Annotated in this window: 19 protein-coding genes and 1 tRNA gene; 14 read left to right on the top strand and 6 right to left on the bottom strand. The window is 74.1% G+C overall.

Going from position 1 to position 14,471, the window contains the following annotated elements; genetic code table 11:
• Positions 1-6: 6 nt before the first annotated feature.
• Both EBO35_RS05080 and EBO35_RS05085 read left to right on the top strand, forming a co-directional pair.
• Positions 7-954, top strand: coding sequence for a PLP-dependent cysteine synthase family protein (locus EBO35_RS05080; protein ID WP_122816757.1), 948 nt, complete (start codon positions 7-9; stop codon positions 952-954).
• A complete protein-coding gene (locus EBO35_RS05085; RefSeq protein WP_122816758.1) occupies positions 945-1,844 on the top strand; it encodes a DUF3152 domain-containing protein in 900 nt (299 codons plus the stop codon). Before EBO35_RS05080 ends, EBO35_RS05085 begins: the two co-directional genes overlap by 10 nt.
• 1 nt (position 1,845) lies before the next feature.
• Here EBO35_RS05085 and EBO35_RS05090 read toward each other — a convergent pair whose 3' ends face one another.
• On the bottom strand, positions 1,846-2,913 hold the full coding sequence (locus EBO35_RS05090; RefSeq protein ID WP_122816759.1) for an alkaline phosphatase family protein: 1,068 nt from the start codon (positions 2,911-2,913) through the stop codon (positions 1,846-1,848).
• A 156-nt stretch (positions 2,914-3,069) separates the two neighbouring features.
• Here EBO35_RS05090 and EBO35_RS05095 point away from each other — a divergent pair, with 156 nt between their 5' ends.
• The gene (locus EBO35_RS05095; RefSeq protein ID WP_122816760.1) at positions 3,070-3,843 is read left to right on the top strand and encodes an MBL fold metallo-hydrolase; all 774 of its coding nucleotides are present in this window, start codon (positions 3,070-3,072) and stop codon (positions 3,841-3,843) included.
• 18 nt (positions 3,844-3,861) lie between these two features.
• On the opposite strand, the gene EBO35_RS05100 is transcribed toward EBO35_RS05095, so the two are convergent.
• Both EBO35_RS05100 and EBO35_RS05105 read right to left on the bottom strand, forming a co-directional pair.
• Positions 3,862-4,533 carry a response regulator gene (locus tag EBO35_RS05100; protein WP_122816761.1) on the bottom strand — a complete coding sequence of 224 codons (672 nt, stop codon included), beginning with the start codon at positions 4,531-4,533 and terminating at the stop codon, positions 3,862-3,864.
• Positions 4,530-5,690 carry a sensor histidine kinase gene (locus tag EBO35_RS05105; RefSeq protein ID WP_122816762.1) on the bottom strand — a complete coding sequence of 387 codons (1,161 nt, stop codon included), beginning with the start codon at positions 5,688-5,690 and terminating at the stop codon, positions 4,530-4,532. Before EBO35_RS05105 ends, EBO35_RS05100 begins: the two co-directional genes overlap by 4 nt.
• 129 nt (positions 5,691-5,819) lie before the next feature.
• Here EBO35_RS05105 and EBO35_RS05110 point away from each other — a divergent pair, with 129 nt between their 5' ends.
• From EBO35_RS05110 to rdgB, 4 genes are read left to right on the top strand one after another with little or no spacing between them, the layout of a single operon-like run.
• On the top strand, positions 5,820-6,758 hold the full coding sequence (locus EBO35_RS05110) for an ABC transporter ATP-binding protein (RefSeq protein WP_122816763.1): 939 nt from the start codon (positions 5,820-5,822) through the stop codon (positions 6,756-6,758).
• The gene (locus EBO35_RS05115) at positions 6,755-7,588 is read left to right on the top strand and encodes an ABC transporter permease (protein ID WP_122816764.1); all 834 of its coding nucleotides are present in this window, start codon (positions 6,755-6,757) and stop codon (positions 7,586-7,588) included. Before EBO35_RS05110 ends, EBO35_RS05115 begins: the two co-directional genes overlap by 4 nt.
• 44 nt (positions 7,589-7,632) lie before the next feature.
• A complete protein-coding gene (rph, locus tag EBO35_RS05120; protein ID WP_122816765.1) occupies positions 7,633-8,352 on the top strand; it encodes a ribonuclease PH in 720 nt (239 codons plus the stop codon).
• Positions 8,349-8,963: an RdgB/HAM1 family non-canonical purine NTP pyrophosphatase gene (gene rdgB, locus EBO35_RS05125; RefSeq protein WP_122816766.1), complete on the top strand. Its 615-nt coding sequence runs from the start codon at positions 8,349-8,351 to the stop codon at positions 8,961-8,963. Before rph ends, rdgB begins: the two co-directional genes overlap by 4 nt.
• 17 nt (positions 8,964-8,980) lie before the next feature.
• Here the strand turns inward: rdgB and EBO35_RS05130 are convergent, their stop codons facing one another.
• Positions 8,981-9,808 (bottom strand): SDR family NAD(P)-dependent oxidoreductase, encoded by an 828-nt coding sequence (locus EBO35_RS05130; protein ID WP_122816767.1) that lies wholly within the window; start codon positions 9,806-9,808, stop codon positions 8,981-8,983.
• A 54-nt stretch (positions 9,809-9,862) separates the two neighbouring features.
• Here EBO35_RS05130 and EBO35_RS05135 point away from each other — a divergent pair, with 54 nt between their 5' ends.
• Positions 9,863-10,468, top strand: a complete 606-nt coding sequence (locus EBO35_RS05135; RefSeq protein ID WP_122816768.1) for a 1-acyl-sn-glycerol-3-phosphate acyltransferase — start codon at positions 9,863-9,865, stop codon at positions 10,466-10,468.
• An 8-nt stretch (positions 10,469-10,476) separates the two neighbouring features.
• Here EBO35_RS05135 and EBO35_RS05140 read toward each other — a convergent pair.
• A tRNA-Leu gene (locus EBO35_RS05140) sits at positions 10,477-10,552 on the bottom strand.
• A 28-nt stretch (positions 10,553-10,580) separates the two neighbouring features.
• The gene (gene bcp, locus EBO35_RS05145; RefSeq protein WP_122816769.1) at positions 10,581-11,093 is read right to left on the bottom strand and encodes a thioredoxin-dependent thiol peroxidase; all 513 of its coding nucleotides are present in this window, start codon (positions 11,091-11,093) and stop codon (positions 10,581-10,583) included.
• A 161-nt stretch (positions 11,094-11,254) separates the two neighbouring features.
• On the opposite strand from bcp, the gene EBO35_RS05150 reads away from it, so the two are divergent.
• Genes EBO35_RS05150 through EBO35_RS05170 form a run of 6 tightly spaced genes read left to right on the top strand, consistent with a single transcriptional unit; the run spans position 11,255 to position 14,460 of the window.
• Complete coding sequence (locus tag EBO35_RS05150) at positions 11,255-11,941, top strand: energy-coupling factor ABC transporter permease (RefSeq protein WP_164477810.1); 687 nt, start codon at positions 11,255-11,257, stop codon at positions 11,939-11,941.
• On the top strand, positions 11,938-12,291 hold the full coding sequence (locus tag EBO35_RS19345; protein ID WP_164477811.1) for a PDGLE domain-containing protein: 354 nt from the start codon (positions 11,938-11,940) through the stop codon (positions 12,289-12,291). The genes EBO35_RS05150 and EBO35_RS19345 overlap by 4 nt, the downstream gene beginning before the upstream one ends.
• Before the next feature lie 25 nt (positions 12,292-12,316).
• A complete protein-coding gene (gene cbiQ, locus EBO35_RS05155; RefSeq protein ID WP_122816770.1) occupies positions 12,317-13,048 on the top strand; it encodes a cobalt ECF transporter T component CbiQ in 732 nt (243 codons plus the stop codon).
• On the top strand, positions 13,045-13,818 hold the full coding sequence (locus EBO35_RS05160) for an energy-coupling factor ABC transporter ATP-binding protein (RefSeq protein WP_122816771.1): 774 nt from the start codon (positions 13,045-13,047) through the stop codon (positions 13,816-13,818). The genes cbiQ and EBO35_RS05160 overlap by 4 nt, the downstream gene beginning before the upstream one ends.
• Positions 13,819-13,874: 56 nt before the next feature.
• Positions 13,875-14,129 carry a DUF3618 domain-containing protein gene (locus tag EBO35_RS05165; protein WP_122816772.1) on the top strand — a complete coding sequence of 85 codons (255 nt, stop codon included), beginning with the start codon at positions 13,875-13,877 and terminating at the stop codon, positions 14,127-14,129.
• Positions 14,130-14,157: 28 nt separating this feature from the next.
• On the top strand, positions 14,158-14,460 hold the full coding sequence (locus tag EBO35_RS05170; RefSeq protein WP_122819331.1) for a GroES family chaperonin: 303 nt from the start codon (positions 14,158-14,160) through the stop codon (positions 14,458-14,460).
• Positions 14,461-14,471: the final 11 nt, after the last annotated feature.

Below are 14,471 nucleotides of genomic sequence, written 5' to 3' on the forward strand. Positions count from 1 at the left end.
GGACCCATGCGTTATGACAACCTGCTCGCCTCGGTCGGCAACACTCCGCTCGTCGGGCTGCCGCGGTTGTCCCCGTCGCCCGAGGTCCGGCTGTGGGCCAAGCTCGAGGACCGCAACCCCACCGGCTCGATCAAGGACCGCCCCGCCCTGAAGATGGTCGAGGAGGCCGAGAAGGCCGGCGTGCTGCGCCCGGGCTGCACGATCCTCGAGCCGACCTCCGGCAACACCGGCATCTCGCTGGCGATGGCCGCGAAGCTCAAGGGCTACCGGATCGTGTGCGTGATGCCGGAGAACACCTCCGAGGAGCGCCGCCAGCTGCTGCGGATGTGGGGTGCCGAGATCGTCTCCTCGCCCGCCGCCGGTGGCTCCAACGAGGCCGTCCGGGTCGCGAAGCGGGTCGCCGCGGAGCACCCCGACTGGGTGATGCTCTACCAGTACGGCAACGCCGCGAACGCCCTCGCGCACGAGGAGGGCACCGGCCCGGAGATCCTCGCCGACCTGCCCAGCGTGACCCACTTCGTGGGCGGGCTCGGCACCACCGGGACGCTGATGGGCGTCTCCCGCTACTTCCGCCGGGCCAAGCCGGACGTGCGCATCGTCGCCGCCGAGCCGCGCTACGGCGAGCTGGTCTACGGCCTGCGCAACCTCGACGAGGGCTTCGTGCCCGAGCTGTACGACGCCGAGCTGATCGACGCCCGGTTCTCGGTCGGCCCCCGGGACGCCGTCCGCCGGGTCCGCGAGCTGCTGGAGCTGGAGGGGATCTTCGCCGGGGTCTCCACCGGCGCGATCCTGCACGCCGCGCTCGGCCAGGCGGTCAAGGCGGTCAAGGCGGGGGAGAGCGCCGACATCGCGTTCGTCGTGCCCGACGCCGGCTGGAAGTACCTCTCCACCGGCGCCTACGAGGGCACCGTCGACCAGGCCGAGGACCGGCTGGAGGGACAGCTGTGGGCCTGAGGGCCCTCGTCGCCCTCCTCCTCGCCTGCCTGCTCGGGGCGGGCCTGCTTCCCGTCGGCGGCCCTGCGGCCGCCGCGAGCGCCGAGCCGGTGGCGGTGGCGGTGGCGGTGGGCGAGGAGTCGGCCGCCGCGCCCGCCCTGGTCGCGAAGCGGCCGCCCGTCGTCCGCGGCACCGCGCGCTACGGGCGCACCCTGCGGGCCACGCCGGGCCGCTGGTCGCCCGCGCCGAGCCGCGTCCGCTACGAGTGGCTGCGCGACGGCGAGCCGGTCGCGCGGGGGCGCAGCCACCGGATCCGGCCGGCCGACGTCGGGCACCGGCTGCGGGTCCGGGTCACCGCCCGGGCCGAGGGCCACGCCCCGACCGCCGCGGTCTCCGAGCGGTCAGGGCCCGTCGACCACCGGGTCGGGGTCCGGCGCACGGTGACCTACCGGGTCGAGACCCGGGGCCGGGTGAGCGCCGACCTGCGCGCGCTGCGCCGCCTGGTCCAGCAGACCTATGACGACCCGCGCGGCTGGCGCGGCGCCGGCGTCCGGTTCCGGCCGGTGCGCCGCGGCGGCTCGTTCAGCGTCGTGCTCGCGAACGCCGCCACGATGCCGTCGTTCAGCCCGGTGTGCAGCGTCCAGTGGAGCTGCCGGGTCGGCCGCTACGTCGTGCTCAACCAGACCCGCTGGCAGCATGCCTCGCCGGCCTGGAACCGGGCCGGCCGGTCGCTGCGCGACTACCGGCACATGGTCCTCAACCACGAGACCGGCCACTGGCTGGGCCACGGCCACGCGAGCTGCCCGGGGCGCGGCCGCCCGGCCCCGGTGATGATGCAGCAGTCCAAGGGCCGCGACGGCTGCCGCTTCAACCCGTGGCCGACGGCCGCGGAGCTGCGCAGCACCCGCTGAGCTAGCGCACCCGCAGGTCCTGCCGGGGGTTGAGCCGGCTTCCCGGCACCGGCCGCAGCCCGAGCAGCGCGGTGACGACGTTCGCCAGGTCGCCGTTGCGGACCGGCTGGCGCCGCGCGCCGTACGTCGGGCGCCCGCGGCCGGGATCGCGGCGCTGCGGGTTGAGGGCGTAGAGGTCGCCGCCCGTGATCGAAGCGCCCCAGACCAGGAACGGGATCCGGTAGTTGCCCAGCCTGGCCCGGGGGAGGTGGCTGGGACCGGACCCGCCGTGGTCGGAGGTCAGCACGACCACCGTGCGCTGGCGCAGCTGCTCGTCGCGCTCGATCGTGGCCACCAGGGTGCCCACCAGCCTGTCGACACGGGCGACCGCGTCGAGATAGGTGGCGGACCCGAAGCCGTCGGCGTGCCCGGCGGTGTCCGGGGTGCGCAGGTGCAGGAAGGTCAGCGCGCGGTCGTGGTTGACCAGGTCGCGCTGGGCGGCCCGCACCAGTGCGGCGTCGTCCTCGGTGAACCGGAACCGGTCGATCGCGCGCGGCCAGGAGCGCCGGAACAGCGTGAACTTCTCCTTGCCGGCGAACACGGCGCTCGACCCGCCCGCCCGGTCCACGACCGTGAACACCGACGCGACCGGTCGGCCGGCGGCACGGCGCACGGTGGTGCCGCGCCGGTGGTCGTTCCAGTCGACGCCGTGCCCGCCGCGACGACTGTCGATGCGCCGGCCGGTGACCATCGAGGTGTGGTTCGGCAGGGTCTGGGTGAGCTCCCGCGCCGTGCGGGCGTTGAGGGTGCTGCGGCCCTCGGCGACCAGCCGGTGCAGGGTCGGCGCCCGCTCGACGCCGAGGCGTCGCAGCGCGGTCGGGTTCAGCCCGTCCACCGAGATCGCCAGGACCCGGGTCCCGCCGGCCGGCGCCGAGGCGGCCAGCGGGCTGGCGACCGGCGTGGTAGCGGGGGGCGCGGCCACCAGGGCCAGGGTCAGGGCCAGGACGAGGACCAGCGCGATCGCGAGTCCTGCCACTGCCACCGCCAGGACCGGGGCGGGCAGGGGACGAGACCGGGCCCCGGGACGCATGCCCGCAGCGTACGCCGCGGGACGGTGACGAGGGTCGAGCGTGACGTGTGTCGCGACTGGGTGCGCAGCGGGGCCTGAGCATCTAACGTGTCCGATCGTGTCCGTCCTGCGCCGCTCCGCCCCGTCCGCCCCGCGGCGGCCGCACCGGGCTGCGCCGTGCGACTGACGGTCGTGGGCTGCTCGGGCTCCTACCCGGGTCCGGACTCCCCGGCGAGCTGCTACCTCCTCGAGGCGACCCACGACGACGGCACCGGCGAGCGCACCTGGCGGGTGCTGCTCGACCTCGGCAGCGGGGCGCTGGGCGCGCTGCACCGCTACGTCGACCCGCTCACGGTCGACGCGGTGCTGCTCAGCCACCTGCACGCCGACCACTGCCTGGACCTGTGCGGCTACTACGTGATGCGCAAGTACCACCCGCTCGGCCACCAGCCGCGGATCCCGGTGCTCGGCCCCGCCGGCACGGCCGACCGGATGGCCCGGGCCTACGACCTGCCGACCGAGCCGGGCATGACCGAGGAGTTCGACTTCCGGGAGTGGTCCGGCCCGGTCCGGATCGGTCCGTTCGCGGTCGAGCCCATCGAGGTCGACCACCCGGTGCTGGCCTACGGGCTGCGGATCGCCGCCGACGGGGCGGTGCTCGGCTACAGCGGGGACACCGGGCCCTGCGAGGGGCTGGACCGGGTGGCCGCCGGCACCGACCTGATGCTGGCCGAGGCGTCGTTCCGCGTCGGCGACCCGAACCCGCCGCGCCTGCACCTGACCGGCGCCGACTGCGGCGAGATGGCGGCCCGCACCGGCGTCCGCCGCCTCGTGCTCACCCACGTGCCGCCGTGGCACGACCCGCAGATCGCGCTCGGCGAGGCGCGGGCTGCCTACGACGGGCCGCTGGAGCTGGCCCGCGCGGGCGCGACGTACGACCTGCGCGGCTGAGGCGCCGCCCCGGTCGGCTCAGAGCGCGCGGGCGTCGTGCACGCAGATCGCGATCTGGACCCGGTTAGTGGTCCCGAGCTTCTCGAAGAGCCGGGACACGTGGGCCTTCACCGTCGGCACCGACAGGTACAGGGAGCGGGCGATCTCCGCGTTGCTGAGGCCGGCGCCGACGGCCATCGCGACCTCGCGCTCGCGTGGTGTCAGCAGGTCCAGGCGCCGGCGCGCGTGCGTGGCCCGGTCGGTGGTGGCGCCGGTGCGGAACCGCTCCATGAGCGTGCGCGTCACCGAGGGCGAGAGCATCGGGTCGCCGGCGGCGACGGCGCGGATCGCGGCCAGGATCTGCGCCGGCGCGGTGTCCTTGAGCAGGAACCCGTCGGCGCCGGCGGCCAGCGCCGCCAGCACGTGCTCGTCGGCGTCGAAGGTGGTCAGGACGATCACGTGCGGAGGGTCCGGGCGGGCGTGCAGCTCGCGGGTGGCGTCCAGGCCGTTGAGCACGGGCATCCGGATGTCCATCAGCACCACGTCGGGGCGCAGCGTCGCTGTCAGGTCCAGGGCCTCGCGGCCGTGCGCGGCCTCGCCGGCGAGCTCCAGGTCCGGCTGGCCGCCCAGCATCAGCGCGAGCGCCGAGCGCACCAGCGGGTCGTCGTCGACGACCAGGAGCCGGATCGGCCGGACCGGGGAGCCGCTCATGCCGCCCACGGTAGCCAGCCGCGCAGGAGGAAGTCCGCGCCGTCTCGCCGGTGCTCCAGGCGCCCGCCGCGCAGCTCGGCGCGCTCGGCCAGCCCCACCAGTCCCAGCCCGGACCCGGGCAGCTCCGTGGTCCCGAAGCCGAGGGGGTTGCGCAGCCGGACCTCGATGCCGTCCGCCGGGGAGCCGCAGACCCGGATCGAGAGCCGCGCCCCGGGCGCATGCTTGCGCACGTTGGTGAGCCCCTCCTGGACGATCCGGTAGATCGTGCGGCCGACCGCGTCCGGCACCGGCTCGGTGGCGGCCACCTGGTCGTCGTACTCGACCTGGACGCCGGAGGAACGGGCCTCGGCGACCAGGGCGGGCAGGTCGGCGTACGTCGGCTGCGGGGCGACCAGGGCCTCGCCGGCACCGTCGCGCAGCACCCCGAGGACCCCGCGCAGGTCCACCAGCGCCTCGTGGGCCTTCTCGCGGATGACGGCGGCGCTCTCCCGCATCTGCGTGGCCGTCAGGTCATCGCGGAAGCTGAGCGCGCCGGCGTGCAGGGAGATCTGCGAGATCCGGTGGGCGAGCACGTCGTGCATCTCGCGGGCAATGCGCGAGCGCTCGTTGTCCCGGGCCCGCTCGGCCAGCAGCTGCTGCTCGGCCTCGGCCCGCTCGGCGCGCCGCCGCAGCGTCCAGACCAGCTCGCGGCGCGAGCCGAGGTACATGCCCCACCCGATGCAGGCGGCGAGCACGATCGCGTTGAGGGCGCTGAGCAGCCACAGCGGCTCCTCGGCCTCGGCGGGCTGGGTGACCGTGTAGACCTGCGCCCCCGCGAAGCCGACCACGAAGAGCGGCACCAGCTGCCGCCAGCGTCGGTGGGTCGCGAGCGAGGCCGCGGCCAGGGTTGCCGGGCCCGCGGCGGTGCCCGAGACGGCCGCCAGCACGCTGGTGGCCAGGGCGACCGGCAGCGGCCACCGCCGCCGGAGGTGGATCAGGACGTAGCAGCACAGGCCCAGGGCGAGATCGAGCCAGAACAGCCACGGCGCGCTCCGGAGCTGGACCTCGGCGACCGGCAGCCACACCGCGGCGCTGATGCCCAGCATCGCCACCAGCCGCCAGGTCCGTCCCCACCACGTCACCGGCGGCTGGAACTCCTCGGGGCTGGCCTGGTCCACCGCCCCAGGCTAGGGCCGGGCCCGTCCTCGCCGGCAGCGGCGCCGGTCGCGGCGTACCCCCTACTTTCGTCAGCGCGACGGCGCCGCGCGTCCGATGCGCGGCGGGCCGGGATGCGGCAGGGTAGGGGCATGATCACAGTCGAGGGCCTCACCAAGACCTACGGCGGCTTCACAGCCGTCGACGACGTCAGCTTCGAGTGCCAGCCAGGGCGGGTCACCGGCTTCCTCGGTCCCAACGGAGCTGGCAAGACGACGACCATGCGGGCGATGGTGGACCTGACCCCGCCCACCCGGGGGCGCGCCACGATCGGCGGACACCTCTACCGCGACATCCCGAACCCGGGCCGGCACGTCGGGGTCCTCCTCGACGCCCACGCCCAGCACGGCGGGCGCACCGGCCGCGAGATCCTCACCATCGGCGCGAAGACGATGGGCCTGCCGATGTCGCGGGTCGAGGAGATGCTCGCGCTGGTCTCGCTGAGCGAGGCGGAGTCCAAGCGCCGGCTGCGCGACTACTCCCTCGGCATGAAGCAGCGCCTCGGGATCGCCCACGCCCTGCTCGGCGACCCCTCCGTGCTGATCCTCGACGAGCCCGCCAACGGCCTCGACCCGGCCGGCATCCGCTGGATGCGCGGCCTGCTCAAGGGGTACGCCGCGCGCGGCGGCACCGTGCTGCTCTCCAGCCACCTGCTCCACGAGGTCGAGCAGATCGCCGACGAGATGATCCTGATCGGCCGCGGGAAGATCGTCGCCCGCGGCGACCGCGAGTCGCTCCTGGCGAACACCGGCCCGGCGTCCGCGCTGGTGACCTCGCTCGACAACGACGGCCTGGCGGCCGCGCTGCGCGCCCGCGGCGTGGAGTCCAAGCCCGCCGGCACCGGCCTGCGGGTCTCGGCCTCGCCCGAGGACGTGGGCCGCGCCGCGCTCGACGCAGGCATCGTCCTCACCGACCTCCGCACCGGCAGCGCCGGGCTGGAGGACCTCTTCCTCGACCTCACCGCCGACACCCAGCGCGAGGGCCACCCCGCTGCGGCGACCCAGCCGACCCAGCAAGGAGCCACCGCATGAGCACCACCGACCACGTCGGCGCCCCCGCCGCGCCCCGACGCACCCTGGACATCTCCGGCACCGCCCGGGTGCCCTTCGGGCGCCTGGTCTCGGTCGAGTGGCGCAAGATGCTCGACACCCGGGGCGGCTTCTGGCTGATGCTGATCACCGGCCTGCTGCTCGCGCTCACCATCGGGCTCGTGCTGCTCGTCGTGGCCCTCGACGAGAACGCCTCGATCAGCGCCAACGACATCTCGCAGATCCTGATCATCCCGCTCTCGCTGCTGCTGCCGGTCTTCCCGATCCTCGCGGTCACCAGCGAGTGGAGCCAGCGCACCGGCCTGGTCACGTTCAGCCTCGAGCCGCACCGGCTCCGGGTGCTGCTGGCCAAGCTCTGCGCCGTGATCCTCTTCGCCGTGGCGACGATCGCCTTCGCGGTCGTGCTCGGCGCGATCACCAACCCGGTCGGTGCCGCCCTCGGCGGGTACGACGTCCGGTGGGACCTCGACGTCAGCACGCTCGCGCTCACGGTGGTCAGCCAGCTGGTGTACTTCCTGATGGCGTTCGGCCTGGCGATGCTGCTGCTGAGCAGCCCCACCGCGATCGCTGTCTTCTACGTCGTCGCGATCATGCTGCCGTTCATGGTCTATTCGATCCTCTACGGGTTCTTCGAGTGGGCCCGGGACCTGATCCCGTGGATCGACCTGAGCTTCGCGTTCATGCCGTTCCTGGAGACCAGCAACGACCTCGTCGGGGTCGACTGGGCCCGGCTGGTCGTCGCGGTGACGATCTGGGTCGTGCTGCCGACGGTGCTCGGCATCCGCCGGGTGCTGGCCTCCGAGCCCAAGTAGGACCACCGGGGCGGCCGTCGGCGGCGGGTCGTAGCCTTCGGGCCATGACACGTGCCGACGGTCGCGCCGACGACGAGCTGCGCCCCATCACCCTGACCCGCCACTGGCTCGACCACGCCGCCGGCTCGGTCCTCGTCGAGTTCGGACGCACCAAGGTGCTCTGCGCGGCCTCGGCCTCCGAGGGCGTCCCGCGCTGGCGCAAGGGCTCCGGCCTGGGCTGGGTCACCGCGGAGTACGCCATGCTCCCCGCCGCCACCAACACCCGCTCGGACCGCGAGTCGGTCAAGGGCCGCATCGGCGGCCGCACCCACGAGATCAGCCGGCTGATCGGCCGCTCGCTGCGCGCGGTGATCGACTACCAGGCCCTCGGCGAGAACACCATCCAGCTCGACTGCGACGTGCTCCAGGCCGACGGCGGCACCCGCACCGCCGCGATCACCGGCGCCTACGTCGCGCTCGCCGACGCGATCGCCTCCCTGCGCTCCTCCGGCGCGCTCAAGGGCGAGCCGCTGACCGGCTCCGTGGCCGCGATCAGCGTCGGCATCATCGACGGGGTGCCGCGCCTGGACCTGCCCTACGAGGAGGACGTGCGCGCCGAGACCGACATGAACGTCGTGATGACCGGCCAGGGCAAGTTCGTCGAGGTCCAGGGCACCGCCGAGGGCGCCGCCTTCGACCGCGCCGAGCTCGACGCGCTGCTCGCCCTGGCCGAGAAGGGCTGCGTCGACCTGACCCGGCTGCAGGCCGAGGCGCTGGCCCGGTGACCGCCCCCCGGGTCTTCCTGGCCTCGCGCAACGCCAAGAAGCTCCAGGAGATGGAGCGGATCCTCGCCGAGCACCTGCCCGGCGTGAGCGTGCTCGGCCTCGACGACGTCGCGTCCTACGACGAGCCGGTCGAGGACCAGCCCACGTTCGCCGGCAACGCGCTGCTCAAGGCGCGCGCCGGGCACGCCGTCACCGGTCTGCCCTCGATCGCCGACGACAGCGGACTGTGCGTCGACGCGCTCAACGGGATGCCCGGGGTCCTCTCCGCGCGCTGGTCGGGCCCCCCGAAGTCCGACGAGCGCAACAACGAGCTCCTGCTCGCCCAGCTCGCCGACGTGCCCGACGAGCGCCGGGGCGCCCACTTCAGCTGCGCCGTGGCGTTCGTCCACGACGGCGGCGAGCTGGTCGTCGAGGGCCGCATGGACGGCTCGGTGATCCGGGAGGTGCGCGGCAGCGGCGGTTTCGGCTACGACGTGGTGTTCGTCGCCGACGACCTGCCCGGCCGCACCACCGCCGAGCTCAGCCGCGAGGAGAAGGACTCGGTGTCCCACCGGGGCCGGGCGCTGCGCGAGATCGCGCCCCAGGTGGCGCGGCTGCTCGCGGCCGGCTGACCGGCTGATCGGCCGGGTCAGGCCCCGCCCTCGGGGCCCTGGGACCCCGTGCTCCGGCGTGGCTTGGTCTGCTGCGCCATCGCCGGGGCCGCCAGGCGGTCCGGCAGGTGGGTGCCCAGCTCGGCCATCATCCGGTTCCTCCAGGAGCCCGGCACGACGTGCGGCTTGCCGGCCATCAGCGCGGCGTACCCGGCCCGGGCGACAGTGGCGGCGTCGTCCTTGCTCCGCGAGCGGCCCAGGGCGGTGTCGAGCATCCCGGCGCGCGCGAAGAACTCGGTGTCGGTGGGCCCCGGCATCAGCGAGGTGACCGTGACGCCGTCGTCCTGGAGCTCGTGCCGGATGCTCTCGGCGAAGGAGTGCACGAACGCCTTCGACGCGGCGTACGTCGCGTGGAACGGGCCCGGCATCACCGCGGCGATCGAGGACGTCAGCAGGATCCGGCCCTGACGGCGGGCGACCATGGCGTCGACGACGCGCTTGGCCAGGTGCACCGTGGAGCGGACGTTGAGGTCGACCAGCCGGAGGTGGTCGGCGAGCTCGGTGCTGGCGAACGGCCCGCCGACGCCGACCCCGGCGTTGAGCACCGCGACGTCCACAGGGCGGTCCAGCCCGGTGGCCTGGTCCCACAGGTGCTCGATCTCCCGGGGCACGGTGAGGTCGGCCTGGACCGGCACCACCAGCCGGCCGCCGGACCCGAGCTCGGGGGCCACCTCGTGGATGCGCTGGTCCTCGGCGCTGACGACGAGGTCGTAGCCGTGGTCGACGAGCTCGCGGGCCAGGGCGCGGCCGATCCCGGAGGACGCGCCGGTGACCAGGGCGAGGCCGGCTGGTGCGGTGGGGCTCATGCGCGCGGGTACCCGGCGGCGGGGGCGCCATGCCGACGGCGGTAGTTTCCTCAGATGCACTCGTTGCCCGCACGCCACTTCCTGGTCCGCCGCACCCTCGCCCGCCTGCTGCTGCGGGTCGCTGGCTGGCGCACCGAGGGGACCGTCCCGGAGCGGGGCGTGCTCGTGGGGGCGCCGCACACCTCGAACTGGGACTGGGTGCTGACGATGCTGCTCGCGTGGGACAGCAACGTGACCATCCACCTGCTCGTGAAGAAGGAGCTCTTCCGCGGCCCGCTGGCCTGGGTGCTGCGCGCCTCGGGCGCGGTGCGCCTGGACCGGGAGAACCCGGGGGAGACCGTCCGGGCCCTCGTCGAGCAGGCCGGCGCCTCGGACGAGCCGTTCCTGCTCGGCATCGCGGCCGAGGGCACCCGGGGCCGGGCCGAGCGCTGGAAGTCCGGCTTCTACCGGATCAGCCAGCAGACCGGCCTCCCGATCACGCTGGCGTTCCTCGACGTGCCCTCCCGCCGGGTCGGCTGGGGCCCGACCTTCCACCCGTCCGGCGACGTGCGCGCGGACATGGACCGGGTCCGGGAGTTCTACGCCGACAAGCGCGGCTTCCGGCCCGACGACGCCACCCCGCCCCGCCTGCGCGAGGAGGAGGACCGCTCGGCCGGCTGAGCCGCCCCTGGTGCGCCCGGAGAGATTCGAACTCTCACTGGCCAGGACCTAAACCTGGTGCCTCTGCCGTTGGGCTACGGGCGCGTGGACGCCCAGCAGTGTAGGCGTGCGCTCAGTTCTTCCCGGCGTGCGGCGACTCGGGCCCGGCGCTGTTGAGCTCGAGGTCGCGCTGCAGCTTGGCGACGTGGCCGGTCGCCTTGACGTTGTACTGGGCGAGGAACACCTTGCCGTCCTCGTCGACGACCACTGTCGAGCGGATGACGCCCTCGACGACCTTGCCGTAGAGCTTCTTCTCGCCGTAGGCGCCGTAGTCGCGCAGGACCTGCTTGTCGGGGTCGGAGAGCAGCGTGATCGTGAGCCCGTCCCGCTCCCGGAACTTCCCGAGCTTCTCGGGCGCGTCGGGGGAGATGCCCAGCACGTCGTAGCCGGCGGAGCGCAGCGCCTCCAGCGAGTCGCTGAAGTCGCAGGCCTGCTTGGTGCAGCCGGGGGTCATCGCGGCGGGGTAGAAGTACACGATCACCTTGCGGCCCAGGTAGTCCGAGAGCGCGACCGGCGTGCCGGTGTCGTCGGGCAGCGTGAACTCGGGGGCGGTGTCGCCGGGGACGAGGCGGGTGGGCTCGCTCAAGGTTCGGTCTCCTCGGTGGGGGTGCAGCTCTGGTGCGCCGCTCTGCGGCTCTATTGCCATGAGGACGCAACAGCGTACGGTGGGCTGATGGCGGCCGGCTGGCCGCACCACGTGGTGCCCACAAGGTAGCGCCGGCACCCCGCACGGGCAGGAGCGACTCCATGCACGTCCCCGACGGCTTCCTCGACGCGCCGACCTCCGTGGCCACCGGCGTGGTGGCCGCGGCCGCCGTGGGGATCTCGCTGCGCAAGGCGCGCGCCGAGCTCGACGACCGCACCGCGCCGATGGCCGGGCTGGTCGCCGCCTTCGTCTTCGCCGCCCAGATGATCAACTTCCCGGTGGGCGCCGGCACCAGCGGACACCTGATGGGCGGCGTCCTCGCGGCGGTGCTGGTCGGCCCGTGGACCGCGATCCTCTGCCTCTCGGTCGTCCTGCTCGTCCAGGGCCTGTTCATGGCCGACGGCGGCGTCACCGCGCTCGGCACGAACATCACGCTGATCGCGATCGTGACGACAGTCGTCGGCTGGGCGGTCTTCCGCGGGCTGCGGGCGGTGCTGCCCCGGCGTACAGCGGTGGTCGCGCCGGCCGCCGTGGTCGCCGCCCTGGTCTCGGTCCCCGCGGCCGCGGCCGTCTTCACGCTGCTCTTCGCCGTGGGCGGCACCGCCCCGGTCGAGACCGGCGACGTGCTCGTGGCCATGCTGGGCTGGCACGTCGCGATCGGCATCGGCGAGGCGGCCATCACCGGCTTGGTCCTCGGTGCGGTGATCGCCGTGCGCCCGGACCTGGTGCACGGAGCCCGGGACCTGGTCTCCCAGCGGCCGCTGGAGATCCGGAAGGCCGGCGCATGAGGAACCGCACCTTCTTCGTCACCGCCCTCGTCGTCGCGCTCCTCGTGGCCGGGGTGGCCAGCTACTACGCCAGCGCGCACCCCGACGGCCTGGAGCACGTCGCCGAGAAGACCGGCTTCATCGACACCGCGGAGGAGTCCCCGGTCGCGGACAGCCCGCTGGCCGACTACCAGACCACCGGGGTCGACGACGCCCGCGTGAGCGGCGGCCTGGCCGGCGTCCTCGGCGTGCTGCTCGTGCTGGTCCTGGCCGGGGGCCTGGCCTGGCTGGTCCGGCGCCGCGGGTCCGGGCCCGCCTCCGACGAGCCTGCCTCCGACGAGCCCGCCTCCGACGAGCCCGCCCACCGGTGAGCGCCCGGACGACGGGCCCTGGCTGATGGGCTCCGGCCACGGCCACCGGCTGCACTTCCACGGCCACAGCCCGGTCCACCGGGCCCCGGCGCACCTGAAGCTGCTCGCGCTGCTGGCCTTCGTGCTGCTCGTCGTGGCGACGCCGCGGGAGTGGTACGCCGCCTACGCGGGCTGGCTGCTGGTGCTGCTCGGCGTCGTCGCGGTCTCCGGCGTCCCGCTGCGCTACCTGCTGCGGCGGCTGGTCGTCGAGGTCCCGTTCGTGGTGTTCGCGGTGCTGGTGCCGTTCGTCGCGACCGGCCCGCGGGTCGAGGTGCTCGGGGTGGAGCTCTCCGAGCCCGGCCTGGTCGCGGCGTTCGGGCTGCTGGCCAAGGGCACGCTCGGCGTGCTCGCCTCGCTCACCCTCGCCGCCACCACCGAGGCGACCGACGTGCTCGCCGGGCTGCAGCGGCTGCGGATGCCCGAGCTGATCGTGCAGATCATGGGCTTCATGATCCGCTACCTCGACGTCGTCACCGCGGAGCTCGGGCGGATGCTGACCGCGATGCGCTCACGGGGCTGCGACCCGCGCTCGCCGCGGCACTGGCCGGCGCTGGCGCGCTCGCTCGGGTCGCTGTTCATCCGCTCCTACGAGCGCGGCGAGCGGGTGCACCTGGCGATGGTCTCGCGCGGCTACACCGGGGTGCTGCCCGATCTCGCCGCGCCGGTCCACCCAGCCCCGGCTCGCGAGCACCCCGAGCCCCCCGAGCACCGCCGATGACCGCGGCCGACCGCGACCCGACCCTCGACGTCCGCGGCCTGGCGTACGCCTACCCCGACGGCCGCCAGGCCCTCTACGGCGTGGACCTGCAGGTGCGCCGCGGGGAGCGGGTCGCGCTGCTCGGACCCAACGGGGCCGGCAAGACCACGCTGGTGCTGCACCTCAACGGCATCCTCGCCGCGGGAGCCGGCACGGTGAGCGTCGGCGGGCTGCCGGTCGTCCGGGAGAACCTCCGCGAGATCCGGCAGCGGGTCGGCATCGTCTTCCAGGACCCCGACGACCAGCTGTTCATGGCCACCGTGCGCCAGGACGTCGCCTTCGGGCCGGCCAACCAGGGGATCCGGGGCGCCGAGCTGGAGCACCGGGTGCTGGCGGCCCTGGAGCAGGTGGGGATGGCCGAGCACGCCGACCTGCCACCGCACCACCTCTCCTTCGGCCAGCGCCGGCGGGTGGCGGTCGCGACGGTGCTCGTGATGGAGCCGGAGATCCTGGTGCTCGACGAGCCGTCGTCGAACCTGGACCCGGCCTCGCGCCGCGAGCTGGCCGACATCCTGCGCAGCCTCGACGTGACGGTGCTGATGGTCACCCACGACCTGCCGTACGCGCTGGAGCTCTGCTCGCGCTCGGTCGTGCTGGCCGATGGGGTGGTGGTGGCGGACGGTGCGACGTACGACCTGCTGACCGACGAGGAGCTGATGCGCTCGCACCGCCTGGAGCTGCCGTTCGGTTTCGACCCGCGCACCACGAGGGCCGCGCCGGGCGCGGGTTGATAGCCTCCACGCAGCATCCACCGGGTCACCCGCCCACGACTCAGGAGACAAGGCCAGTGAGCAAGGCCAACGACACCACGGCCCTCGAGCGCGAGATCGAGGAGACCCGCGAGCGTCTCGCCGGCACCATCGACCAGCTCCTGTACCGATCGAGCCCCAAGACGATCGCCAACCGGCAGGTCACGACGATCAAGGCCCACTTCGTGGACCCGGTGACCGGTCAGCCGCGCACCGACAACATCCTCAAGGCCGCGGGCATCGTCGTCGGCGTCGTCGCGGCCCTGGTCGTGCTCCGCAAGGTCGTCAACTAGTCCCGTGAGCGACAAGACCCCCATCAAGATGCTGCACGACCGCATTCTCGTGGAGGTCGACCGGGACGAGGGGGAGCGGCGCTCCTCCGGCGGCATCGTGATCCCCGCGACCGCCGCCATGGGCGCCCGTCGGCTGGCCTGGTCGAAGGTGGTCGGGGTCGGCCCGAACGCCCGCGCCGTCGAGATCGGCGACCGCGTGCTCTTCGACCCCGAGGACAAGGCCGAGGTCGAGGTGCACGGCGAGGTCTACGTCGTGATGCGCGAGCGCGACGTCCACGCCGTCGCCGCCGAGCGGGTCAGCGGGGGCGAAGACACCGGGCTCTACCTGTGAGGTGAGCCCGG

The organism is Nocardioides pantholopis (assembly GCF_003710085.1).
Classification (GTDB): Bacteria; Actinomycetota; Actinomycetes; order Propionibacteriales; family Nocardioidaceae; genus Nocardioides; species Nocardioides pantholopis.